The following is a 24,457-nucleotide window of genomic DNA, read 5'->3' on the forward strand; positions in this document are numbered from 1 at the left end:
GTCGTAGTTGTTGGTGTAGCCGGCGCAGAGGTCGACCGTGAAGACGTTGGTGTCGAAGCTCTGCAGGTCGATGGCGCCCGCGCAGACGTCGTTGGCCGGCGGCGGCGGCGGCGGCACGTCCTCGGTGATGGCCAGCGAGAAGGTCGGGATGCAGTTCGGCGACGGCCAAGTGTCGATCATGATCCAGTAGCTGCCGGCGGCCAGCGTCTTGTCGGCGATGGTCTTGTTGCCGGTGCTGCTGCCGACGTAGGCGATGCAGCCGCTGGCGTCGGGCGGGCAGTTGTTGTCCAGCAGCATGCCGGTCCAGGTGCTCGTGGTGGTCAGCACGATGTCGACCGTCGTCTCGACCGCGAGGTCGAGGCGGTACATGACGTCCTCGCCGCCGTCGTAGCTGCCCAGGCAAGTGGCGGAGTAGGTGTTGCCCATGCCGCAGTTGGTCTGGCCGGTCAGGTTGGCCGGCAGGCTGGAGATGACGATGGGCTGCGTGCAGTCCTGACCCACGACCAGAGCGGGTCCCACAGTTTCGGGCACGTAGGCGGTCGGTCCGTGCAGGGCCTCGTCCTTGTCCATGGCGCTCGCCGCGACGGCGAGGCCCAGGATCATCAGGATCGCGAGCATCAATTTGCCTGTCCTCATGAAAGTCCCCCTCGAATTGGTTGACGACCCGCCGCCTTCGGCCCTCGCTTCGTGCGGCTTACTGAACCCCTCTTGAATTCCGCTCTTCCTGCCATACGACATGAAACAGCAAGAAACTATCCAGGGATGACGAGATTCTAGCATATCCATGACGCGTCCAGAAAGTTAATTTTCATCAGAAATGTCGCGATTTTAGGTATTTTGAGGGAACGTTTGCCGGAACGCCTAACTCGATGCTATGATTCGAGAAGTCGTCACCCGCGCCCCGCGTTTCCAGGAGGAGGCTCCATGAAATCCAGGCATCCTTCCCGCTCCCTCGTGCTCGTTCTCGCCACCGGTCTGATCCTGGCCGGCGGCCTCGCCGACGCCGCCCGGGCGGCGCCCCGCACGGTCCTGGGAGAACTGTTCTCCTCGGCCGGCTGACCCTACTGCCCTTCCGCGGTCGCGGGATTCCATGATCTGCTCGCCGCCTACGACAGCACCGAGTTCGTGCCGCTGACCTGGGACACCGGCACCGGCATCGGGCACGACCGGTTCCTCTACTACGGACTGACCGGGACGCCGACGGCCATGTTCGACGGGGTGATCAGCTCCGTCGGCGGGATGCCCAGCGGCAGCATGTTCAACACCTACCAGCCCCTGGTGCAGAACAGGCTGGGCGTCGCCTCGCCCCTGACGATCGCCGCGAGCTTCCAGGTCGTCGGCTTGAGCGGGTCGGTATCCGCCACCATCCAGGTGGCCTCGACCGTGACCACGAGCTCGAACCTGGTGCGCTTCTATGTGTACGAGGCGCTGCCCCGCCCCGAGTATCCCAACTTCGTGCGCGCGGTGCCGGCGGGCGAGCCCTTCACGCTGACGACGCCCGGCCAGTCGGTCGTCGTCAAGCGTACGTTCGCCGTCGACCCGTCGTGGAATCCCGAGCGTCTCGGCGTGATCGTCTTCGTGCAGAGCGACCTGAACCGGGCGGTGCTGCAGGCCGCCGAAGCCGTGGCCGAGTACGCCGGCGTCCTGACGGTCGACGCGCAGCCCGACGGGCTGTCGGCGCCGTGGACCCTGACCGGTCCCGGCGGCTTCTCGCTCAGCGGCGCCGACGACCGGGTCGTGCGCGTGTTCCTGACCGGCGAGTACGCCCTGACCTGGGGCGAGGTGTCCGGCTGGACGGAGCCCGTCCCCGCCGTGGTGACGGCGCAGCTGGCGCAGGACGGGGAGGTCACGCTGTCGGGGTTGTACACCGACGGCCCCTTCACGGCGGCGGCCGACGCGGATCTCGCCTTGGCCGGCGCCGCGGCGCGCGGCGTGGCGATCGTCGACGCCGACGAGGACGGCGACCTGGACATCTATGTCTCGGTGCGCAACGGGCAAAACACCCTGCTGACGAACGGGGGAGGGCTGGACTTCGCGCCCGGCGGCCACGCCCTGCTGCGCGATGCCGGCGCGGGCATGTCCGCGGTCTGGGCCGACGTGACCGGGGACGGCCATCGCGACGTCTACCTCGTGCGCGACGCCCAGTCCAACCTGCTGCTGCGCGCCGACGGTGCGGGCGGCTACTTCGACGCCACCTTCGGGCCCGCCGGCGACACCGGCGCCGGGACCTCGGTCGCCGCCGCCGACTACGACCGCGACGGCATGCTGGACCTGTACGTGGTCAACGGCGGCGCCAACGTCCTGCTGCGGGGCGTGGCCGACATGGGCGTCGCCTGGTTCATGATGAGCGTCGGCGGGATCGTCGCCGACGCCGCCAACGGCGCCGGCGCGGCCTGGGGCGACTACGACAACGACGGCGACCAGGACGTCTACTTGACGAACCGCTACAGCGCCAACCGCCTCTTCCAGAACGGCGGCACCCTGGGCTGGTACAACGCGACCGGCACGGGCGTGCTGGCCGACGTGGGCAACGGCCACGGCGCGGCCTGGGGCGACTACGACAACGACGGGGACCTCGACCTGTACGTGGCCAACGACGGCCAGGCCGACCTGCTGATCCGCAACGACCGCGGCACCTGGCCGCTGATCGTCGGCTCGGCCCTGGGGGACGCGGGCCACGGCCGCGGGGTCGCCTGGGGCGACCTGGACAACGACGGGGACCTGGACCTCTACCTGGCCCGGCACGGCGATCCCGACCGCGTGCTGATCAACGAGGGCGGCGGCACGTTCACCCGCGTCCCCCTGGGACTGGAGGCGGCCAACGGCGCGGCCGAAGGCGTCGCCCTGGGCGACCTCGACGGCGACGGCGACCTCGACGCCTACGTCGCCAACGACGGGGGCCCGAGCGGCCTGCTGCTGAACGGGATGGCCGGGGGGAACCACTGGCTCCATCTCGATCTCGCCGCGTCCGGCGGCAACACCTCGGCCGTGGGCGCCCGCGTCTGGCTCACCGCCGGCGGGGTGCGCCAGATGCGCGAGGTCCAGGCCGGCTCCGGCTACCTGTCCCAGGAGTCGCCGACGGTCGAGTTCGGTCTCGGCGGCGCCGCGATCGCCGATACCGTGCGCATCCGCTGGCCCGACGGGCAGCAGCAGATCGTCACCGGTCTGGCCGCCGACCGCCGGCTGAACGTCCGGCAGGGCGTGCCCGTCGCGGCGCCGCCCGCCTTGGTGGGGCGGTTGCAGTTCCACGAACCGTTCCCGAATCCGTTCAACCCCGCCACGACCCTGCGGTACGAGCTGCCGTGCGCCGGGCGGGTCGAGCTGCGGATCTACGACGTCGCGGGCCGGCTCGTGCGCGCCCTGCGCACCGGCGTGGTCGAGGCGGCGGGACGCCGCGAGGCGACGTGGGACGGCCGGGACGACGCGGGTCGCGTCGCCGCCGCCGGCGCCTACGTCGCGCGTCTGTCCGTGGGCGGGGAGGTCCTGAGCCGGCGGTTGCTGCTGGTGAAGTAGCCCCCGCCGCCGCGGTCCCGGGGCCCCGCGCACGACCGTGCGCGGGGCCCTTCGCGCGCCGGGCGGCGTACGGGCGGTTGTGCGCGGGGCTCCCGGCGCTTATCCTGTCGCCGCGAAGCGTCCCACCCGAACCCGCGAGGAGCCCATGGCCCAGCAATACGTCTTCACGATGATCGGCCTGAAGAAGGTCATCCCGCCGAATCGCGAGATCCTGCGCGGGCTGTGGCTGTCGTTCCTGCCGGGCGCCAAGATCGGCGTCATCGGCCTCAACGGCGCGGGCAAGAGCACGCTGCTGCGGATCATGGCCGGCGTGGACCAGGAGTTCATCGGCGAGGCGTACCCGGCGGACGGGATCCGCATCGGTTTCCTGCCCCAGGAGCCGACGCTGGATCCCACGAAGGACGTGCGCGGCAACGTCGAGGAGGCGGTCGCCGACCTCAAGGCGAAGATCGACCGCTTCAACGCCATCAGCATGCGCATGTGCGAGCCGATCGACGATGACGAGATGACCTCGCTGATGAACGAGATGGGCGGGCTGCAGGACCAGATCGACGCCCAGCAGGGCTGGGAGCTGGACCGCACGCTCGAGATCGCGATGGACGCACTGCGCTGCCCTCCGGGCGACGCCAAGGTCGAGACGCTGTCCGGCGGCGAGGTGCGCCGTGTCGCCCTCTGCAAGCTGCTGCTGCAGAAGCCGGACATGCTGCTGCTGGACGAGCCCACCAACCACCTCGACGCCGAGTCGGTGGCCTGGCTCGAGCGGCACCTGCGCGAGTACGAGGGGACCGTGGTGATCGTGACCCACGACCGCTACTTCCTGGACAACGTCACCGGCTGGGTGCTCGAGCTGGACCGCGGCTACGGCATCCCCTGGGAGGGCAACTACTCCTCGTGGCTGGACCAGAAACGCAAGCAGCTCTCCGAAGCGCAGAAGCAGGACGAGGCGCGGATCAAGACCCTCGAGCGCGAGCTGGAGTGGGTGCGCACGCCCGCCCGCGCGCGCCACAAGAAGAGCAAGGCCCGCCTGTCCCGCTACGAGGAACTGGTGACCCAGGAGCGCGACCTGCGCCAGGGCACCGCCCAGATCTCCCTGCCGCCCGGGCCGCGCCTGGGCGACGTGGTGGTCGAGGCCACCGCGCTGCGCAAGGCCTACGGCGACAAGCTGCTCTTCGACGACCTCTCCTTCCACCTGCCGAAGGGCGGCATCGTGGGCGTCATCGGCCCCAACGGGGCCGGCAAGACGACCCTGATGCGCATGATCACCGGGCAGGAGCAGCCCGACGGCGGCGAGCTGCGCGTCGGCGAGACGGTGCGGATGTCCTACGTCGACCAGCTGCGCGACGACCTGCAGGACGACCGCACGGTCTGGGAGGAGATCTCCGGGGGCCTGGAGGAGCTGGACCTCGGCGGTCGCAAGATCAACTCCCGCGCCTACTGCTCGGGCTTCAACTTCCGCGGCGCCGACCAGCAGAAGAAGATGGGCGTCCTCTCCGGCGGCGAGCGCAACCGTGTCCACCTGGCGAAGCTGCTGAAGTCCGGAGCCAACCTGATCATCCTGGACGAACCGACCAACGACCTCGACGTCGACACGCTGCGCGCGCTCGAGGACGCGCTGCTGGAGTTCGGCGGCTGCCTGGTGGTCGTCAGCCACGACCGCTGGTTCCTCGACCGCATCGCCACGCACATCCTCGCTTTCGAGGGGGACAGCCAGGCGCGGTGGTTCGAGGGGAACTGGTCGGACTACGAGGAGGACCGGCACGCCCGGCTCGGCCTCGACGCCGACCAGCCGCACCGGCTGCGCTACAAGAAGCTGATCCGCGGCTGACCCGCCGACGGGCCGGCCCGCAGCGAAAGAGCCCGCGTCCCAAGAACCCGTGTTCGAGGGGGCGCGGGCTCTGCTGTTGGACCGTGGTCCGCGGTCAGCGCCAGGCGGCCTTGACCTCGCCCCAGCTGCTGACGCTGTTGGGGGTCACGCTGCCCGCGACCTCGATCAGGAAGGCGGCGAGGTCCGGCCCGATCGTCAGGTTGGCGAAGGCGTTGGGGTGGGAGTCGTCGACCGTGTGCGACCGCTCGTACTCCCAGCGCAGCATGTTGGCCGTGGCGGTGCCGTTGTCGGGGACGGCCAAGCGGTCGAACAGGTCGAAATAGCGCAGGTTGTCGTGCCCCCCCAGGAACTCGGCGCTGCCCAGCCAGACGGCGAAGGCCCGCGCCCGGGCGGCGTCGTCCCGGTCGGTGATCAGGCGGTGCCGGGGCGGCTGCGAGACCACGACGAAGATCTTGTCGGGGTGCCCGTCGAACACGTCGCGCATCGCGAGGTACCAGGTCTTGTACTGCTGCAGTTCCTCGTCGCTGCCGACGTCCGAGGCCGGGTAGCAGGACTTGAAGGCGATCACCTGGTGGTTCTCGAGGATCGACGCCCGGGCCCCGTTGGGCGTGGTCCAAAGCGTGTACAACCCGTCGGGGTCGGTGTTGTCACCGGGGATGTCGTAGCTCTCGCCCGTGTAGGCGCCGTCGGGGGCGCGCAGGCCGATCGCGTTGTAGTCGTGGTCCCAGAACTGCACGGGCGTGCCGCGGCTCTGGTTGAGCAGCGAGATCGTGCTGCGCATGCCGCCCTCGTCGATGAGGTTGCGGCCGGTGGAATGGTGCAGGAACAGGACATTGTCCAGGGCCGCGACGGGTGCGGCGGCCGCCACCGTCAGCAGGATGGACAGAAGGATCGCTCGGATCAGGTGCATGGAAACCCTCCTGGATGCATCGGATTCGGCATGATAGCTGAAAACTTGAGGAAAAACAAGAAGCCGACACAGTCAAGGGGGAGCCGGAGCCCCCCCTAGGCTGTTGAGTCGACTGGAAACGCGCGGAAACTCAGGGATCGATGAAGAAGTTGTTGCACCTTTCCGTCCGTCTGTCAGCTGACAACAACGTAAGGATACGCATATCGCGGCGCAAGACCCCGGCCGCGATTTTCAGCCGGCTTCAATCGCCGAGGTGCAGGTTCAGCAGCGGCAGCCAGCGGGCGCCGCGGCGGTTGTTCCCGGCGTGGTTGAGCAGGCCGATCTGGACCCCGTGCAATTCGGCGGCGTGGTTGACGATGCCGATCTGCAGACCCTGCACGCCGACGTCGAAGCGGTTGTAGGCGCCGACGCCGACCCCCGTCAGGACGTCGCCGCGCAGGTAGGCCCCGCAGGCGGCCAGACCGGCGAACCGGTCGGCGTGCAGGCCGCCGCCGGCGACGGCGACGCCGGTCAGGCTCTCGCCGCCGGCGCCGAGACCGGCGAGGAGCAGGCCGGTCATCCGCTCGCCGCCGACGCCCAGGCCGGCGAGGAACAGACCGGTCAGGTCCTCGCCGCCGACGCCCAGACCGCCGACCATGATGCCGGTCATCCGTTCGCCGCCGACGCCCAGGCCGCCGACCATGACGCCGGTCATCCGTTCGCCGCCGACGCCCAGGCCGCCGACCATGACGCCAGTCAGCCGGTCGCCGCCGAGACCCAGCCCGCCGACGACGATCCCCGTCAGGTCTTCGCCGCCGAACCCGAGCCCGCCCAGGCCGAGCCCCGTGAAATCGTCGGCGCCGGCGCCCAGGCCGCCGACCGCCACGCCGCGCACGCGGCCCGCGCCGCAGCCCAGCAGGTTGAGCGTGATGCCGTCGATCTCGTCGGCGGCCGTGCCGGCCAGGCCGAGGCTCAGGCCCTGGATGCGGCCGGTGGGTTCGCGGGCGGGCGCCCACAGCGTGACGGTCACGCCCCGGATCGTCTGCAGGTCGCGGTCGCGGAAGTTGAACCGCAGGCCCGTGAAGGACCGCGAGTTGCCGAAGGACAGGCCGGCGCCGCGCACGGGCAGGTCCAGGGAGCCGGCGACCACGGGCGCGGCCGCCGCGAGCGACAGCAGCAGGACGAACAGCGGGGTACGGGAGCGGGAGAGTCGGGGCGCGGTCATGGCGGACCTCCGGAGCGATGGTTGGAGCCGAGAATCGCAGGTGAGGACGCACCGCGGTTCGCGGAGTTGCCCGCGATGTCGAGGGGAGCGGGGCAGGCGAACGGCCCCGGTCCGCGGGGACCGGGGCCGTGTTCGTCCTGGCGTGCCGAACGCGGCGCGCCTACCAGCCCGACCGCTCCTGACGCGGCTCGCGCGGGCGCGCTTCGTTGACGGTCAGGGCGCGGCCGTCGAACTCCTTGCCGTTCAACTCGTCGATGGCGCGGCGGCCGGCGTCGTCCGCGGCCATGATCACGAAACCGAAGCCGCGGGGGCGGCCGGTCTCCTTGTCGGTGATCAGGGTCACGTCCTCGACCTGGCCGTAGGTGGCGAAGAGGGCCTGGATCTCCTCCTCGGAGGAGCGGAAATTGAGATTGCCCACGTAGATCTTCACGGGATCATCCTTTTGCTAGCCGGGACCGACGGCGGGACCACTTGTGGGGAACCGGAGCGCAGTCTCTGGCGGAAACGGGAACGCGGCGGGGCCGCGGGAACGCCCCGAAATCTATCGCGCAGGCCGATGATCCACAAGCCACTCGGGCGAGAATTCCGCCGCGGCCGGCGACGGTGCCGGCCGGCCGGTCGGGGGGATGACGCCGGCCCGAATCCGGAGTATCTTTCGCCTTCATTCGGAACCGCCGACCCGATCCCGCCCGGAGGCACCCATGTCCGGCGACCGCGATCTCATCCAGCCGAAGCCCGACATCGTCGCACGCGCCCACATCTCCTCGATGCAGGAGTACCGGCGCCTGTACCGCCTGTCGCTCGACGATCCCGAGACGTTCTGGGGCCGGCAGGCCGCGATCCTGGACTGGTTCCATCCCTGGCGGACCGTCTTCGACCACGACTACGAGAACGTGGACTTCGGGTGGTACCTCGGCGGCCGGCTGAACGCCTGCTACAACTGCGTGGACCGGCACCTCAAGGAGCGCGGCGACCGCACGGCCATCATCTGGGCGAAGGACGAGCCGGGCGAGTACGAGCGCATCACCTACCGCGACCTCAAGCACCGCGTGGCGCGCGTGGCCAACGTCCTGCGGCACCACGGCGTGCAGAAGGGCGACCGGGTCTGCCTGTACATGCCGATGATCCCGGACCTGGCCGTCGCCATGCTGGCCTGCGCGCGCATCGGCGCCGTCCATTCGATCGTCTTCGGCGGCTTCAGCAGCGAGTCCATCCGCGACCGGATCCTCGACGCCGGCGCCAAGCTGGTCATCACCGCCAACGAGGGGCTGCGCGGGGGCAAGCGGCTGCGCCTGAAGGAGACCGTCGACCGCGCGGTGGACGGGCTGGACCTGGTGACGACCGTGCTGGTCGCGCGCCGCACGGACGCCGAGGTCGCGATGAAGGCGGGCCGCGACTTCTGGCTGGACGAGGAGTGCCGCAAGCAGCGCTCGACCTGCACGGTGGAGTGGATGGGGGCGGAGGACCCGCTGTTCGTCCTGTACACCTCGGGCTCGACGGGCAAGCCCAAGGGCGTGCTGCACACCACCGGCGGCTACCTCGTCTACGCGGCGATGACCCACAAGCTGGTCTTCGACTACCACCCCGGCGACGTCCACTTCTGCGCCGCGGACATCGGCTGGATCACCGGCCACTCCTACATCATCTACGGGCCGCTGGCCAACGGGGCCACCACCGTCATGTTCGAGTCGATCCCGACCTACCCCGACGCGGGACGCTACTGGCAGATCGTCGACGACCTCGGCGTGAACATCTTCTACACCGCGCCCACGGCGCTGCGCGCGGTCCACCGCTGCGGCGACGGCTTCCTGGCGGGCAGCCGCCGCGACACGCTGAGGATCCTGGGGACCGTCGGCGAGCCCATCAACCCCGAGACCTGGCGCTGGTACCACGACCAGGTCGGCGGCGGGCGCTGCGCCGTGGTCGACACCTGGTGGCAGACCGAGACCGGCGGCGTGCTGATCTCGCCGCTGCCCGGGGTCACGCCCCTGAAGCCCGGCTCGGCCACGCTGCCCTTCTTCGGCATCAAGCCCCTGCTCATGGACGAGCAGGGCAGACAGCTGGAAGGCGACGGCGTCGCCGGCAACCTCTGCATCGAGCGGACGTGGCCGGGCCAGGCCCGCACCGTCTACGGCGACCACGAGCGTTTCCACGAGACCTACTTCACGCAGTACCCGGGCTACTACTTCACGGGCGACGGCTGCCGCCGCGACGAGGACGGGTACTACTGGATCACCGGCCGCGTCGACGACGTGATCAACGTCAGCGGCCACCGCCTCGGCACCGCCGAGGTCGAGAGCGCGCTGGTCGCGCACGCGGTGGTCGCCGAGGCCGCGGTGGTCGGCTACCCGCACGAGATCAAGGGGCAGGGCATCTTCGCCTACGTGCTGGTCAACGCCGAGGGCGAGGAGATGGAGGCGCACGAGCTGGTCGGCGTGCTCAAGGAGCAGGTGCGGCACGTGATCGGGCCGATCGCGAGCCCGGACGCCATCCTCGTGGTGCCGGGGCTGCCGAAGACCCGCAGCGGCAAGATCATGCGGCGCATCCTGCGGCGCATCGCCGCCGGCGAGTACGACGGCATGGGCGACACGACCACGCTGGCCGAACCCGGCGTCGTCGACGAGCTGATCGCCGCGCACCGACGGTGGCGGTCGCAGGGCTGAGCGGGGGTCAGGAAGGCCGCGGGGGGGGGGACGCCGCCGCGGCGGCGGGCTTGCGGGCGGGAGCGTGACGCCAGGCGGGTCCGCCGACCAGACCCGACACGTAGCCGAGCCCGGCGCCGAAGTGGATCGCCGGGAAGCAGGCGGCCGTCGCGAGCCACAACCGGAAGCCGCGCCCGCGGGCCAGCCAGGCCGCCGTCGCGACGACCACGACGGCGTAGGGCGCGGCGGTGGCCAACCACAGCTGCCAGGCCGGCCGCCACACCGCTCCCAGCACGGGCAGGCAGGTCAGCCACAGGCTCAGCAGGGACACGGCCGTGGCCAGGGGCGAGAAGGAGCTCGGGTGCTTGCGCGCCATGCGGGCGCGCCCGTGGCCGTAGCGGTAGAGCTGGCGGAACAGGTCGCGCCAGGTGGGGCGCGCCAGGTAGGCCAGAGCCAGGTCGTGGCAGTGCAGGGCCTCCACCCCGCGCTGGTGGACGCGCAGGTTGAACTCGAGATCCTCCCCGGCATCGAAGCTCTCGTCCACGCCGCCGATTTCCAGGTAGAGGTCGCGGGTGTAGCCGCAGCCGGCGCTCAGCGGGTTGCAGTGGCGGTCCTCCGCCTGGTAGATCTTCGAGCCGGCGTAGTGGCCGAGGAGCGACCCCCGCGCCAGGGCGACCGCGGTCTGGAACGGCCGCCCGCCGCCCTCGATCAGGGGCTGGGGGCGGGACAGGCAGCGTTCGCCGCGCTGGAAGGCGGCCAGCGCGGTCGCGAGCATCTCGCGGCTCTCGAGGCGGCAGTGGCCGTCGACGAACAGGATGTACGGGGAGAGGGCGTGCTCCACGCCGATGTTGCGGGCGATGCCCGACAGGCCGCGCGGGTTGTCGTACATGCGGATCCCGGGGTAGCGCTTCATCGCGGCCAGGACGACCTCGCGGGTGCCGTCCTCGCTCATGCCGTCGACGACCACGATCTCGAAGCGGTCCGGCGTCAGCGACTGCGCGTGGAGCTGGTCCAGGACGGACCCGATCTGGTCCGCCTCGTTGCGGATCGGCATGACGACCGTCAGTTCCGGCCGAGGTTCGCGCGCAGAGGTCACGATCCGACTTCCCCCGTCAGCTCCCGGATTCTCGATGTGCCGGGCGAACCGGCCGGTCCAGGCGTTGGTATCGGTCCCGTCATTCCAGACTGAAGCCCTTTTGTCCCAGGCGGCGCCGCGCCAGCGACCAGAAACCCGGGCGGTGCGCGTCGGCGGCCGCGACGTAGGCCCGGGTCGCCGCCGACCAGACGTGGCGCTCGCGGCCGAGTTCCGGCACGCGTTGCAGGCCGTCGCGGACCGCCCGCAGCCAGGCCGGCAGCTGGCCGTCGCGCAGGCTGTACACCAGCATCGCGCCGAGGCCCCGGGCCAGGTAGCCGACCGCGTAGCCGGCGGGCTGGTGCAGCACGGCGATCCAGATCAGGTTGCGCGTGTCGTAGTAGTAGCGACGCCAGCCGGGCCGGCCGGTGGCGCGGTGGTCGTGGCCCACCACGACGCCGCCGTCGTAGACGATCTCCCAGCCGCGGTCCAGCAGGCGGTAGGCGAGGTCGAGCCCCTCGTGGCTGATGAAGAAGTCCTCGCGGTAGGGTCCGGACTCGCGCAGCGCGTCCCGCCGCCAGGCCACGGCGCCCTCGGTGACCTCGTAGGTCGGGAAGGACTGGTCGGCGTCGGCGACGGGGCGGCGGTGCACCCAGTCGCGCACGCGGTCGGTGCCGGGCCAGGTCACCTTGAAGCAGAGGGCGCCGAGGCGGGGCCGCGCCGCGAACGCGGTGCGCAGGCGCGCGAGGTCGGCGTCGTCGAAATCGACCATGTCGTCGTCGAGGGTGACGACGATGTCGCCGCGGGCCGCTTCGAGGCCGCGGTTGCGCGCGCCGACGCCGACGTTCTCCGGCAGGACGATCAGCCGGACGCCGGGGTGGGCCGCGCGCACCGCCGCCGCGGCGCCGTCGCCGCCGCCGTTGTCCACGACGATGACCTCGTGGTCGGCGTCGCGCAGCCGGGACAGCCCGTCCAGCAGGGACAGGACCGCCTCGGGGCGCCGGTAGGTCAGCACGACGATCGAGACGTGGGTCACGTGGCGGGTCCTCCGGGCGAGCCGTGGCGGTGTTCGAGCGCGGTCAGGCCGCCGGCGAGGTCGAAGCCGCGCGCCGCGAGGGCGGGCAGCAGCTCGTCGAGCAGCAGGTGGATCAGGGCATCGTACTCGTGCAGCAGCACGATGTCGCGGCCGCGGACCTCGGCCGCGAGCCGCCGCGCGGTCTCACGGGCCTGCTCCGGGGTGCGGCAGCACCAGTCCAGCGGGTCCACCGACCAGTGCAGGTGGCGCAGGCCGCGGCGGCGCGGTCCCAGCAGGCTGGCCGGGTGCAGGCGGCCGCCGGGCGCGCGGAACCATTGCGGGTCGCAGCCGGCCGCCCCGCGGATCGCCGCGCTGCAGCGGTCCATGTCGCGCAGGTAGGCGGCCGGCGACGGCAGCCGCGACATGTCGTGGACGTGCGAGTGGTTGCCGAGGCCGTGGCCGGCGTCGCGGCAGGCGCGGGCCAACTCGGGCGCGGCGGCGACGCGTTCCCCGACCATGCAGAACACCGCCCGCGCCCCGTGCCGGGCGAGGCGGTCCAGCACGCCGCCGGTGACGTCCGGGGTGGGGCCGTCGTCGAAGGTCAGCAGCACCGCGTCGGCGGCCGCCGCCGGCAGCCGGCGGACCAGCAGCGGCGCGGCGAGGCGCGTGGTCAAGCCCATGGTCCGCATCCGTCCTCCCCCCCGAAGGGCGCTTCCACGATAGCCCGTAAAGACGGGGCGCACCACCATGCTCCCGTCACGGCGGCGGCAGGCCGCCGAGTTCCCGCGCCCTCAGCAGCACGGCGTCGAGCATCCCCGGGGTCAGCAGTCCGGAGTTGGTGTTGCGGAAGCTGACGTGGTACGTGTCCAGCAGCAGGGTGCCGTCAGGCAGCTCGGACTGCGCGCCGTGGGCGAAGCGGTGGCGCAGCTTGACCAGCGGGGCGCCGCGCGAGACCATCAGGTCCAGCACGGCGTCGTGGCCGATCCGGCCCATGCCGATGATCACGCGCAGCCGGCGCAGCCCGTCGAGGTCGCGGGCCAGCCAGTCGCGGCAGTGGCGGAGCTCCTCGCTGGTCGGCAGGTTGTCCGGCGGCACGCAGCGCAACGCGCTGGTGATCCAGAGCCCGCGCAGCCGCAGGCCGTCGTCGCGGCCCGTGCCCGCGGGCCGGTCGGCGAAGCCGCAGCGGTGCAGGGCCGGGAAGAGGAAGGCGCCGCTGGCGTCGCCGGTGAACATCCGGCCGGTGCGGTTGGCGCCGTGGGCGCCGGGCGCGAGGCCGACTAGGCAGACCGGCGCCTCGGGGTCGCCGAAACCGGGCAGCGGCCGGCCCCAGTAGTCGCACTCCAGATAGGCGCGCCGCTTGACGCGCGCCACCTGCTCGCGCCAGTGGACCAGGCGCGGGCAGCGTCGGCAGCCCAGCAGTTCCGCCGGGGCCGGGTCGAACTTCGCTGTCGCCATGGCGGCATCCTAGCCGAACGGGGTACGGGTTGGAAGCGGCGTTGCACCCACCGAGCGGGGCCACCCACCTGCTCAGCGACCTGCACGACTGGCGGCGCCGGCCCCTGCCGGTCGCCGAGCTCGCGCCGTTCACGCTGCCCGACGACGCCTGGTTCGAGTACGCCTGGCTGGACGCCGCCGGCGCCCCGTGCGCCGATCCCGCGGGCGTGCCGGCGGGAAACCCCTGGTGGCGCCACGCCTGCCGGCTGGCGGGGCCTCGTTGGTTGGTCGACCCCGTCGTGGCGGCGGCGACGGCGCGGGCGGCGCACCGCCTGCAGGGCCTGCGGACGGGGCCGCGGTCCGCGGGGCGGGAGCGGCGCGCCTTCCTCTACTCGGCCGCCGACCCCGACCGCCCCGGTCCCCTGGTCATCGTCCAGGACGGGAAGTCCTACTGGCAACACGGGCGCCTCGGCCCCGTCGTCGACCTGCTGACCGCGCGCGGCGAGGTGCCGCCGGCGCACTACCTGCTGGTCCACCCCGAGCGGCGCAGCCGTGACTATATATTCAGCGCGCCTTTCCGCGCCCACGTCCTGGACGAGCTGCTGCCGGCGGCCGAGGCGCGCGTGAACTGCGACGGGCGGCGCGTCCTCTTGGGCGCCAGCCTCGGCGCCCTGGCCGGCGCCGACCTGGCCCTGGCGCGGCCCGACCTGTTCACGGCGGTCGCGGCGCACAGCGGGGCCTTCCTGATCGCGCCCGAGGACGCGCCTCCCGACCCCTTCGCCGGGGGGGAGTGGCTGCGGCGGCAGATCCTGGCCGGCCGAGGCGGCGGGCTGCGCTGGCACCTGGAGTGCGGGACCCTCGAGTGGCTGCTGCCCTGCCACCGCCGCCTCGAGGCCGCGCTGCTGGCCACCGGCTGCGAGCACCGGGCCGTCGAGCGCCACGTCGGCCACAACTGGGTCAACTGGCGGCAGGCCCTGCCCGGGACGCTGCGTTCGGTGCTGGCCGGCTGATTTCGCGATCCCCCCGCAGGGTCGGGCTTGCCCGCGCGTTGAGGGAGGCGCATCTTTCCCGTTCCGGGACGACCAACCACCACGATCGAGGGGGATCCTCCATGCGTCGCATCGTCATCGCCCTGCTGCTGCTCGCCATCGCCGCCGCGCCGGCCGTCGCCAAGGAGAAGGTCTACGGCAAGGGAGTCGCCGCGCACGAGGCGACGCCCATCGGCACGGTCCTGGCCCACCCCGACCAGTACGTCGGCAAGACCCTGGTCGTCGAAGGCACGGTCGTCGGCGTCTGCGCCCACCGCGGCTGCTGGCTGTCCCTGGCCTCGGACGTCGAGGGCCAGACCCTGCGCGTCAAGGTGGAGGACGGGGTCATCATCTTCCCGAAGGAGATCGTGGGGGAGAAGGTCCGCGCCGAGGGCGTGTTCAAGGCCAACCGCGTCGAGGACACCGCCAAGAAGTGCGACGCGACCCGCGCCGGCGAGCCCGAGGTCCAGTGCACGACCGTCTACGAGCTGTTCGCTTCCGGCGCCGTGTGCGACTGGAAGTAGGCGCGTGAACGGATTCCGCAAGGTCTGCCGCTGGCTGCACCGCGAGCTGGGCTTCTTCGCCGTGGGCCTGACCCTCGTGTACGCGATCAGCGGCATCGCCGTGAACCACGTCCACCACTGGGACCCGAGCCACGCGTCCTACGTCGCGAACTCGCGCATCGAGCCGCCCGGCGACGGCGAGACCGAAGTGGTCGCGCCCCTGGTCCTGGAACGCCTCGCCCTGCAGGAGCCCGTCAAGGAGACCTGGCGGGCGGGACGCGACGTGCTGCAGGTCTTCGTCCAGGACGGGACCATCGACGTGAACCTGGTGACCGGCGAGGTCGTGCGGCGCGGCAACGAGAAGCGCCCGCTGCTCTACGACGTCAACTTCATGCACCTGAACAAGGGCAAGGCGCCCTGGACCGGCATCGCCGACGCCTACGCCGCTGTCCTGATCGTCCTGGCGGTGACCGGCATCTTCCTGGTCAAGGGCCGCAAGGGCCTGGTCGGCCGCGGCGGGGTGCTGATGCTGCTCGGGATCGTGCTGCCGGTCGTCTACGCGGTGCTCGCGCGCCGGGGCTGAACCCCCGCGCGGCGGCCGGAGGCGCCCCCGACCGGGGGCGCCTTTTCCATGTCTTTTCCACGCCCCGTCTCGCGCGGGTTGACGCTGGCGGCTCCGGCTGCCTAGTTTGGCCCGTGCCCGTCCCCCCTCGCCCGCGGCGCCGACGCCGCCACCCGGAGGTCCGCCTTGCCCGCCACCATCGGCATCCGACTCGAGGACAAGAGCAAGTGGGAGCGACGCGTCCCCCTGACGCCGGCCGACGCGGCCGGCATCCAGGCCTGCTTCGGGCACCGCCTGGTCGTGCAGCCGTCGCCCATCCGCGTCTTCACCGACCGGGAGTACCGCGAGGCCGGGATCGAGGTCTCGGACGCCGCGCTGGACGCGGACATCGTGATCGCGGTGAAGGAGATCCCGCCGGCGCTGTACCGCCCGGGCCGGGTGTACGTCAACTTCGCGCACGTCATCAAGGGCCAGGCGCGCAACATGCCGCTGCTGCGCGAGTACCTGCGGCAAGGCTGCACGCTGGTGGACTACGAGTGCATCGCCGACGAGCACAACCGCCGGCTGATCTTCTTCAGCGTGCACGCCGGCTACGCCGGCGCGATCGAGGCGCTGCGCGCGCTGGGGCTGCGCCTGCTGGGGCGCGGCGTCGCGACGCCCCTGGCGGAGATCCGCCCGCCCCACGCCTACGGCGACCTCACGGAGGCCGAGGCGCACCTGCGCGGGATCGGCGAGCGGCTGCGCACCGAGCGGCTGCCCGGGGGCCTGCCGCTGACGATCGGCGTCGCCGGCTATGGCAACGTGGCCCGCGGCGTGCAGACGGTCCTGTCCTGGCTGCCGGTCGCCCGGGTCGCTCCCGAGGACCTGCCGGCCGCAGCGCGCGCGCCCTCGGCGGAGCCCCTGCTCGCCTGCGTGTTCAAGGAGCAGGACATGGTGCGCACCCGCGACGGCCGGCCGTTCGAGCTGCACGACTACTACGACCGCCCCGAGGGCTACGAGGGCCGCTTCGCCGAGCACCTGCCGCACCTCGACCTGCTCGTCAACACCATCTTCTGGACGGAGCGCTACCCCCGCCTGCTGACCGCCGCCTGGGCGGCCGAGCAGTTCCGCGACGGGCGCGAGCCGCGCCTGCAGGTCGTCGGCGACATCAGCATCGACATTGAGGGCAGCATCGAGATCAGCGTCAAGGCGACGCAGCCCGACGTTCCCTGCTACGTGGTGGACCCGGTCGCGGGCGAGGTGCGCGACGGCGTCGACGGGCGCGGCATCGCCGTGATGGCGGTCGACAACCTGCCCTGCGAGCTGCCGCGCGAGGCGAGCGAGCACTTCAGCACCGTGCTGAAGGACATGGTCGGCGACCTGGGCAACTGCGACTGGTCGGCCGAGTTCGTGGACCTGGACCTGCCGCCGCACCTCAAGCGCGCGGTGATCGTCCACCGGGGCGAGCTGGCGCCGCGCTACGCCCACCTCGCCGGGTACCTCGAACGCGGGAGCCGCGCATGAAGAAGGTGCTGGTCCTGGGCGCGGGCATGGTGGCCCGGCCGCTGGTGCGCTACCTGCTGGAGCGCGGCTTCGGCGTGACCCAGGGCGATGTCGCGCCCGAGCGGGCGTCGGCGATGGTCGACGACCACCCCCACGGCCGGGCGCTGGCCCTGGACCTGCGCGACACCGCGGCGGTGGCGTCGCTGGTGGCCGAACACGACCTGACGGTCAGCCTGGCCCCGCCGCCCTTCCATCCCGCCGTGGCCCGCCTCTGCGTGGAGGCCGGGCGCCACCTGGCCACCGCGTCCTACGTCGCGCCCGAGATGGCGTCCCTGGACGCCGCCGCCCGTGAGCGGGGCGTGCTGCTGCTCAACGAGATCGGCGTGGATCCGGGCATCGACCACATGTCCGCGATGCGCGTCATCGACGGCGTGCGTGCCCGCGGCGGCCGCATCCTGTCCTTCCGCTCGTACTGCGGCGGGCTGCCGGCGCCGGAGGCCAACGACAATCCCTTCGGCTACAAGTTCTCCTGGGCGCCCCGCGGCGTGCTGATGGCCGGCCGCAACGACGCCCACTACCTGGTCGACGGCGCGCGGGTCACGGTGCCCGGAGCGAGGCTGTTCCGCGACATGCGCCTGCTGCACGTCGAGGGGGCCGGGGACTTCGAGGCCTACCCCAACCGCGACTCGATCTCCTACATCGACATCTACGGCCTGCAGGGGATCCGCACCATGCTGCGCGGCACGCTGCGCAACCCGGGCTGGTGCGACTGCCTGCACAACTACGGGCGCCTCGGCCTGCTCGGGATCGAGCCGGTCGACCTCGCCGGCGCGACGTCGGCGGACCTGCTGCGCCGCCTGGCCGGGGCCGCGCCGGGGGAGGCCGCCGACGCCGCGGTCGCCCGCTGCCTGGGCCTGTGCCGCGACGCGCTGCCGGTCGCGAACCTGCGCTGGCTGGGGCTCTGCGACGAGACCCCCCTGGGGCGCGAGCGCGGCTGCCCGCTGGACGTCCTGGGCGACGCCATGCTGGCGAAGCTGGTCTACGCCCCCGGCGAGCGGGACCTGCTGGTGATGAAGCACGAGTTCACGGCGGCCCTGCCCGACGGCGGCCGCGAGTCGATCACCTCCAGCCTGGTCGCCTACGGCGAGCCCGGCGGCGACTCGGCGATGGCCCGCACGGTCTCGCTGCCGCTGGCCGTGGGGGTGCGCCTGGTGCTGGAGGGCGGGATCGCGGCCCGCGGCGTGGCGCGACCGGTGACGGCGGAATTCTACCGGCCGATCCTCGACGAGCTCGAGGGGCACGGCATCGTTTGCCAGGAGAAGACGGAACGTATCGACCGGGACACCGGAGACGAGGGAGGCGAGTGACCATGGCGACGCGTCAGCAGGTGAACAGGATCTTCAAGGCGCTGGATCTCGGGCGCGAGCTCAAGGGCGCCAACGCCGGCGGCGAGTGGTTCGCCGACAGCGGCGATTTCCTGGACGTCGTGGACCCGACGACCGGCGCGGTGATCGCGCGCGTCGAGCAGGCTTCCGCGAAGGACTACGAGAAGCTGATGCGCAAGGCCGAGGCGGCCTTCGTCCTCTGGCGCGAGGTGCCCGCCCCGCGGCGCGGCGAGGTCGTGCGGCAGCTGGGCGAGGCCCTGCGCGCGAAGAAGGAGGCGCTCGGGCAGCTGGTCTCCCTCGAGATGGGCAAGATCCTCACCGAGGGCCTGGGCGAGGTCCAGGAGATGATCGACATCTGCGACTACGCCGTCGGCCAGAGCCGCATGCTCAGCGGCCCGACCCTGCAGAGCGAGCGCCCCCGGCACCGCATGATGGAGCAGTGGCACCCGCTGGGCGTCGTCGGCGTCGTCACCGCCTTCAACTTCCCGGTCGCGGTCTGGGCCTGGAACAACGCCCTGGCCTGGGTCTGCGGCGACGTCGCCGTCTGGAAGCCCTCGAGCAAGACGCCGCTGTGCGCCATCGCCTGCCAGAACATCGCCAACGAGGTGTTCCGCCGCAACGGCGTGCCGCAGGGCGTGTCCTGCGCGGTGGTCGGGCGCGGCGCGGTCATCGGCGAGCGCCTGGTCGCGGACGAGCGCGTGCCGCTGATCTCGGCCACCGGCAGCACCCGCATGGGCAAGCGCATCGGCGCCGTGGTGGGCGAGCGCCTCGGCCGCACCATCCTCGAGCTGGGCGGCAACAACGCGCTGGTCATCTCGGAGAAGGCCGACCTGACCTGCGCGCTGGCCAGCGCCTTCTTCGGCGCCGTCGGCACCGCCGGGCAGCGCTGCACCTCGACCCGCCGCCTGATCGTCCACGAGTCGATCTACGACGTGTTCCTCAAGAAGCTCGTCGCCAACTACAAGAAGGTGCGCATCGGCGACCCCCTGGACCCCGCGACGCTGATGGGGCCGCTGATCGACGAGGGCGCCGTGGCCGACTACGAGGCGGCGGTCAAGGCGGCGAAGGAGCAGGGCGGCCGCGTCGTCTACGGCGGCAAGGTGATGGACCCGCCGTTCGGCCACCGGACCTTCGTCCTGCCGACGATCGTCGAGATCGCCAACGACGCGGCGATCGTGCAGACGGAGACCTTCGCGCCCATCGTCTACGTCATGAAGTACCGCGGCTTCGACGAGGCGCTGGCCCTGCACAACGGCGTGCCCCAGGGGCTGTCGTCGGGGATCTTCACCGACAGCGTGTCCGAGGCCGAGACGTTCACCAGCTTCCGCGGCTCGGACTGCGGAATCGCCAACGTGAACATCGGCACCTCGGGCGCGGAGATCGGCGGCGCCTTCGGCGGCGAGAAGGAGACCGGCGGCGGCCGCGAGTCGGGCTCCGACTGCTGGAAGAGCTACATGCGCCGCCAGACCAACACGATCAACTGGGGCGGCGAGGTCCACCTGGCGCAGGGAGTCGAATTCCATCCCTGACCGGGGCGACGGGCGGTGCAACACGGAGGCGACGATGGCGACACGGGCCTCGCGCGACCAAGCCATCGAGGAGGCCTGGTCCCGCCTCAAGGACATCACCTACGACCGCGAGGCCGGCTTCGAGCAGCTGATCAAGCACCGTGTCCGCAACATCCTGCTCGTGGCCAGCCTCTACGACGCCTTCACCCTGGAGGAGGGCGGGCGGCTCACCGAGGTCGTGCTGGCGGAGTACCGCGAGCTGAACCTGAGCGCCGCCCCCCAGATCCGGCGCGCCATCAGCGGCGAGGAGGCGCTGGCCCTCCTGGAGGCCAGCGGCTACGACCTGCTGCTGACCATGACCCGGCTCGGGGACATGGACGCCTGCACCCTGGCCCGCCGGGCCAAGGCGATCAAGCCCGACCTGCCGGTCGTCGTGCTGGGCTACAACGACCGCGAGCTGGAGGCGCTCGCCGACCGGGACGCCGGGGCCGTCGACCGCTCCTTCATCTGGACCGGCGACGTGCGGCTGCTCCTGGCCATCGTCAAGCAGGTCGAAGACCGCTGGAACGTCGACGACGACACGCGCACCAGCGACGTGCGCTGCATCCTGCTGGTGGAGGACTCGGTCCGCTTCTACTCGGCCTACCTGCCCATGCTGTACACCGAGGTCATGCGTCAGACCCAGGAGCTGATGGCCGACAGCGTCAACCTGTCGCAGAAGCTGCTGCGCATGCGCGCCCGCCCGAAGATCCTGTTCGCCACGGACTTCGAGCAGGCGATGGACCTCTACGGGCGCTACCGCGACTACCTGCTGGGCGCCGTCTGCGACGCCCGGTTCCCCCGCGAAGGCCAGCTGCGCGCCGACGCCGGCCTCGAGCTGGTGCGGCGCCTGAAGCAAGACGACCCGCTGCTGCCGGTGGTCATCCAGTCTTCCGATCCTGAAGGCCGCGCGGCGGCGGAGGCGGCCGGCGCCCGGTTCCTGCACAAGCAGTCGACCAGCCTGCTGAAGGAGCTGCGCGGCTTCATGCGCGAGGAGTTCGGCTTCGGCGACTTCGTCTTCCGCCTGCCCGACGGCACCGAGGTGGGGCGCGCCCACAACTCGCGCGCCCTGATGCGCGAGATCGCCCGCGTGCCCGACGAATCGCTGCTGTTCCACGCGCGCCGCGACCAGTTCTCCAACTGGTTCCGCGCCCGCACCAAGTTCGGCCTGGCCAACCTGATCAAGCCGCTGAAGGCGAGCCAGTTCGCCTCGGCCGGCGAGCTGCGCGAGTTCCTGCTCGAGACGGTCGGCTGGTACCGCGAGCAGTCCCGGCGCGGCGTGATCGCGGACTTCTCGCGGCGCGAGTTCGACGCGGCCGGCGGCTTCACGCGCCTGGGCACCGGCTCGCTCGGCGGCAAGGCCCGCGGCCTGGCCTTCATGAACCACGTCCTGAGCCGCTACGGCATCGGCGAGCAGTTCCCGGGGCTGCGGCTGCGGGTGCCCCCGACCGCGGTCCTCGCCACGGACGTCTTCGACGCCTTCCTGGACCAGGGCCAGCTGCGGGAGCTGGCCCTGCAATCCGACGACGACGGGGCCGTCGCCGCGGCCTTCCTGGCCGCGGAGCTGCCCGCCTCCATCCACGACGACCTGCGCATCTTCCTGGAGCAGGTGCGCTACCCGCTGGCGGTCCGCTCGTCCAGCCAGCTGGAGGACGCGCAGCACCAGCCCTTCGCGGGCGTCTACAAGACCTACATGATCCCCAACTCGCACCCCGACCTCGCGGTGCGCCTCGACCAGCTGTGCCAGGCCATCAAGCTGGTCTACGCCTCGACCTTCACCCGGGGCGCGAAGACCTACCTGGCCGCCACGAGCAACCGGGTGGAAGAGGAGAAGATGGGGGTGATCATCCAGCAGGTGGTCGGCCGCCGCCACGAGCACTGGGTGTACCCCGATTTCGCCGGCGTGGCCCACTCGACCAACCACTACCCGACGGACGCCATGCGCCCCGAGGACGGCGTGGCGCTGGTGGCCCTGGGCCTGGGCCGCACCGTGGTGGAGGGCGGCCAGTGCCTGCGCTTCTCGCCGCGCGCGCCCCGCCGCCTCTACCAGTTCTCGACCATCGACGACACGCTCGCCAACAGCCAGCGCACGTTCCAGGCCCTGGACGTGGGCGATCCCGAGGCCTACCCGTCCCTGCGCGAGGACGCCAACGTGGACGTGCTCGGGCTGGACGTCGCCGAGCGGCACGGCACCCTGCACGCCGTGGGTTCGGTCTACGCGCCCGAGAACGACGCCGTCTACGACGGGCTGGGGCGGGAGGGGCCCCGCCTGGTGACCTTCGCCCACGTCCTGAAGTCGGACCTCTACCCCCTGGCCGACGTGCTCGTCTTCCTGCTGGAGCTGGGCCGGCGCTGCATGAGCTGCGCCGTGGAGCTGGAGTTCGCGGCGAACCTGCCGGCCGGCGACGAGCCGGCGGAGTTCGGGCTGCTGCAGATCCGGCCGCTGGCGGCCGAGATGGCCTCGCCGCGCATCCCCGACGGCCTGGCCGCGCGCCCCGACGTCGTGATCGCCACGGACGTGGCGCTGGGGAACGGGACCTACGACGACATCCACGACGTGGTGCTGGTGGACCCCGGCCGCTTCGACCGCGGCTGCACGCTGGAGATCGCCCGGGAGGTCGGCGAACTCGACCGCCGCCTGCGCGCGGACGGGCGGCCCTACCTGCTGATCGGGCCGGGCCGCTGGGGCTCCAGCGACCGCTGGCTGGGCATCCCGGTGGAGTGGTCGCAGATCTCCGGCGCGGCGGTGATCGTCGAGACCGACCTCGACGACTTCCGCGTCACCCCGAGCCAGGGGACGCACTTCTTCCAGAACCTGACGTCGTTCCGGGTGGGGTACCTGACCGTCAACGCCAGCAGCGGCGGGGGCAAGCTCGACTGGGACTGGCTGCTCGGCCAGGCGCCCGCCGCGCGCTCGGCCCACCTCAACCACCTGCGCCTCGAGGCGCCCCTGCAGGTGCTGATCGACGGGCGTTCCCGCCGCGGCGTGGTGCTGCGGCCGCAGTCCGCCTGAACCGCGCGGCGAACCAACCACGAGGTGCACGATGACCGCGAACCGAGCCTTCAACGCCTTCGCCATGGCCCAGTCCCAGTTCGACAAGATCGCCGACCTGATCGGGCTGGACGCCGGCACCCGCGCCTACCTGCGCACGCCGGCCCGCGAGCGGCGCTTCACGATCCCGGTGCGCATGGACGACGGGCGGGTCGAGGTCTTCGAGGGGTTCCGCATCGTCCACAACGACGCGCGCGGCCCGGCCAAGGGCGGCGTGCGCTTCCACCCCCACGAGACGATCGACACGGTGCGCGCCATCGCCATGTGGATGACCTGGAAGTGCGCCGTGGTCGACATCCCGCTGGGCGGCAGCGAGGGCGGCGTGGTCTGCGACCCGCACCACCTCGGCCCGCGCGAGCAGGAGGCGCTCTGCCGCGGCTGGGTCCGCCAGCTCGGCCGCGACCTGTCGCCCGAGACCGACGTGCCGGCCCCGGACGTGATGACCGGCCCGCAGCACATGCTCTGGATGCTCGACGAGTACGAGGCGATGCGCGGCGGCCGCCACCCGGGCCAGTTCACGGGCAAGCCGGTGGGCATGGGCGGCTCGCGCGGCCGGCTGCAGTCCACGGGCTACGGCCTGGTCTACGTGCTGCGCGAGGCGCTCAAGGAGCTGGGCGTGCGTCCCGACGCCACCACGGCCAGCGTGCAGGGCTTCGGCAACGTGGCCCAGCACGCCATCGAGCTGTACGGGCGCATCGGCGGCCGCACCGTGGCCGTGTCCTGCTGGGACGAGGGCCGCGGCGAGGCCGCCACCTACCGCCGCGACGGGGGCGTCGACCTGGCCGAGCTGCGCGGCATGACCGACCGCTACGGCGGCATCGACCGCGCGCGCGCCGAGGCCGCGGGCTACGCCGCGCTGCCGGGCGAGGCCTGGCTGGAGCAGGACGTCGACATCCTGATGCCCTGCGCCCTGGAGAACCAGATCACCGCCGACAACGTCGAGCGCGTGAAGCCGCGCGTCCGCCTCGTCCTGGAAGGCGCCAACGGCCCCACCTCGCCGGAGGCCGACGAGGCCCTGCGCGGCCGCGGCGTGACCGTCCTGCCGGACTTCCTGGCCAACGCCGGCGGCGTGACCTGCAGCTACTTCGAGCAGGTCCAGAGCAACATGAACTACTATTGGGAGATGGACGAGGTCCTGGGCAAGCTGGACCAGAAGATGACCGCCGCCTACATCGCGGTCGCCGACCTCGCGCGTCGCCAGGACCTGTCCCTGCGCGACGCCGCGTACGTGCTGGCGATCAACCGGGTGGCGTCGGCCTGCCGCGACCGCGGCTGGCTGTGAG

The 24,457-nt window shown here is 71.9% G+C and carries 20 protein-coding genes; 12 read left to right on the forward strand and 8 right to left on the reverse strand.

Annotated elements, in window-relative coordinates:
- A partial coding sequence (locus Q7W29_06860; GenBank protein ID MDO9171535.1) for a hypothetical protein occupies nt 1–636 on the reverse strand: 636 nt, incomplete at its 3' end.
- A gap of 288 nt (nt 637–924) precedes the next feature.
- Between Q7W29_06860 and Q7W29_06865 the strand changes: the two genes are divergently transcribed.
- The 3 genes from Q7W29_06865 to ettA all read left to right on the forward strand — a co-directional run bounded on the left by Q7W29_06865 (nt 925) and on the right by ettA (nt 5,338).
- Entirely contained in the window at nt 925–1,059 is a 135-nt protein-coding gene (locus Q7W29_06865; protein ID MDO9171536.1) for a hypothetical protein, read from the forward strand.
- Nucleotides 1,060–1,125: 66 nt separating this feature from the next.
- On the forward strand, nt 1,126–3,513 hold the full coding sequence (locus Q7W29_06870) for an FG-GAP-like repeat-containing protein (protein MDO9171537.1): 2,388 nt from the start codon (nt 1,126–1,128) through the stop codon (nt 3,511–3,513).
- A 145-nt stretch (nt 3,514–3,658) separates the two neighbouring features.
- Entirely contained in the window at nt 3,659–5,338 is a 1,680-nt protein-coding gene (gene ettA / locus Q7W29_06875) for an energy-dependent translational throttle protein EttA (protein MDO9171538.1), read from the forward strand.
- 94 nt (nt 5,339–5,432) lie between these two features.
- Here ettA and Q7W29_06880 read toward each other — a convergent pair whose 3' ends face one another.
- The 3 genes from Q7W29_06880 to Q7W29_06890 all read right to left on the reverse strand — a co-directional run bounded on the left by Q7W29_06880 (nt 5,433) and on the right by Q7W29_06890 (nt 7,882).
- On the reverse strand, nt 5,433–6,248 hold the full coding sequence (locus Q7W29_06880) for a hypothetical protein (protein ID MDO9171539.1): 816 nt from the start codon (nt 6,246–6,248) through the stop codon (nt 5,433–5,435).
- A gap of 241 nt (nt 6,249–6,489) precedes the next feature.
- Nucleotides 6,490–7,452 carry a hypothetical protein gene (locus Q7W29_06885; GenBank protein MDO9171540.1) on the reverse strand — a complete coding sequence of 321 codons (963 nt, stop codon included), beginning with the start codon at nt 7,450–7,452 and terminating at the stop codon, nt 6,490–6,492.
- Nucleotides 7,453–7,612: 160 nt separating this feature from the next.
- Nucleotides 7,613–7,882 (reverse strand): RNA-binding protein, encoded by a 270-nt coding sequence (locus tag Q7W29_06890; protein MDO9171541.1) that lies wholly within the window; start codon nt 7,880–7,882, stop codon nt 7,613–7,615.
- Nucleotides 7,883–8,153: 271 nt separating this feature from the next.
- On the opposite strand from Q7W29_06890, the gene acs reads away from it, so the two are divergent.
- Nucleotides 8,154–10,115, forward strand: a complete 1,962-nt coding sequence (gene acs, locus Q7W29_06895; GenBank protein MDO9171542.1) for an acetate--CoA ligase — start codon at nt 8,154–8,156, stop codon at nt 10,113–10,115.
- Nucleotides 10,116–10,122: 7 nt separating this feature from the next.
- On the opposite strand, the gene Q7W29_06900 is transcribed toward acs, so the two are convergent.
- The 4 genes from Q7W29_06900 to Q7W29_06915 form a co-directional block, all read right to left on the reverse strand.
- A complete protein-coding gene (locus Q7W29_06900) occupies nt 10,123–11,190 on the reverse strand; it encodes a glycosyltransferase (GenBank protein ID MDO9171543.1) in 1,068 nt (355 codons plus the stop codon).
- Between the two features lie 79 nt (nt 11,191–11,269).
- Complete coding sequence (locus Q7W29_06905) at nt 11,270–12,202, reverse strand: glycosyltransferase (GenBank protein MDO9171544.1); 933 nt, start codon at nt 12,200–12,202, stop codon at nt 11,270–11,272.
- On the reverse strand, nt 12,199–12,870 hold the full coding sequence (locus Q7W29_06910) for a polysaccharide deacetylase family protein (GenBank protein MDO9171545.1): 672 nt from the start codon (nt 12,868–12,870) through the stop codon (nt 12,199–12,201). The genes Q7W29_06905 and Q7W29_06910 overlap by 4 nt, the downstream gene beginning before the upstream one ends.
- A gap of 67 nt (nt 12,871–12,937) precedes the next feature.
- Nucleotides 12,938–13,636, reverse strand: a complete 699-nt coding sequence (locus Q7W29_06915; GenBank protein ID MDO9171546.1) for a uracil-DNA glycosylase — start codon at nt 13,634–13,636, stop codon at nt 12,938–12,940.
- Between the two features lie 41 nt (nt 13,637–13,677).
- Between Q7W29_06915 and Q7W29_06920 the strand changes: the two genes are divergently transcribed.
- The 8 genes from Q7W29_06920 (at nt 13,678) to Q7W29_06955 (ending at nt 24,456) form a co-directional block, all read left to right on the forward strand.
- The gene (locus Q7W29_06920; GenBank protein ID MDO9171547.1) at nt 13,678–14,625 is read left to right on the forward strand and encodes an alpha/beta hydrolase-fold protein; all 948 of its coding nucleotides are present in this window, start codon (nt 13,678–13,680) and stop codon (nt 14,623–14,625) included.
- 101 nt (nt 14,626–14,726) lie between these two features.
- The gene (locus tag Q7W29_06925) at nt 14,727–15,167 is read left to right on the forward strand and encodes a DUF4920 domain-containing protein (GenBank protein MDO9171548.1); all 441 of its coding nucleotides are present in this window, start codon (nt 14,727–14,729) and stop codon (nt 15,165–15,167) included.
- Nucleotides 15,168–15,171: 4 nt separating this feature from the next.
- The gene (locus Q7W29_06930; GenBank protein MDO9171549.1) at nt 15,172–15,729 is read left to right on the forward strand and encodes a hypothetical protein; all 558 of its coding nucleotides are present in this window, start codon (nt 15,172–15,174) and stop codon (nt 15,727–15,729) included.
- A gap of 165 nt (nt 15,730–15,894) precedes the next feature.
- The gene (locus Q7W29_06935) at nt 15,895–17,211 is read left to right on the forward strand and encodes a hypothetical protein (protein MDO9171550.1); all 1,317 of its coding nucleotides are present in this window, start codon (nt 15,895–15,897) and stop codon (nt 17,209–17,211) included.
- Nucleotides 17,208–18,557 carry a saccharopine dehydrogenase C-terminal domain-containing protein gene (locus tag Q7W29_06940; GenBank protein ID MDO9171551.1) on the forward strand — a complete coding sequence of 450 codons (1,350 nt, stop codon included), beginning with the start codon at nt 17,208–17,210 and terminating at the stop codon, nt 18,555–18,557. The genes Q7W29_06935 and Q7W29_06940 overlap by 4 nt, the downstream gene beginning before the upstream one ends.
- Before the next feature lie 2 nt (nt 18,558–18,559).
- Nucleotides 18,560–20,104: an aldehyde dehydrogenase family protein gene (locus tag Q7W29_06945; protein ID MDO9171552.1), complete on the forward strand. Its 1,545-nt coding sequence runs from the start codon at nt 18,560–18,562 to the stop codon at nt 20,102–20,104.
- A gap of 34 nt (nt 20,105–20,138) precedes the next feature.
- Complete coding sequence (locus Q7W29_06950; GenBank protein ID MDO9171553.1) at nt 20,139–23,135, forward strand: PEP/pyruvate-binding domain-containing protein; 2,997 nt, start codon at nt 20,139–20,141, stop codon at nt 23,133–23,135.
- A gap of 31 nt (nt 23,136–23,166) precedes the next feature.
- Entirely contained in the window at nt 23,167–24,456 is a 1,290-nt protein-coding gene (locus Q7W29_06955; protein MDO9171554.1) for a Glu/Leu/Phe/Val dehydrogenase, read from the forward strand.
- Nucleotide 24,457: the final 1 nt, after the last annotated feature.

The organism is bacterium (assembly GCA_030654305.1).
GTDB lineage: Bacteria > Krumholzibacteriota > Krumholzibacteriia > LZORAL124-64-63 > LZORAL124-64-63 > PNOJ01.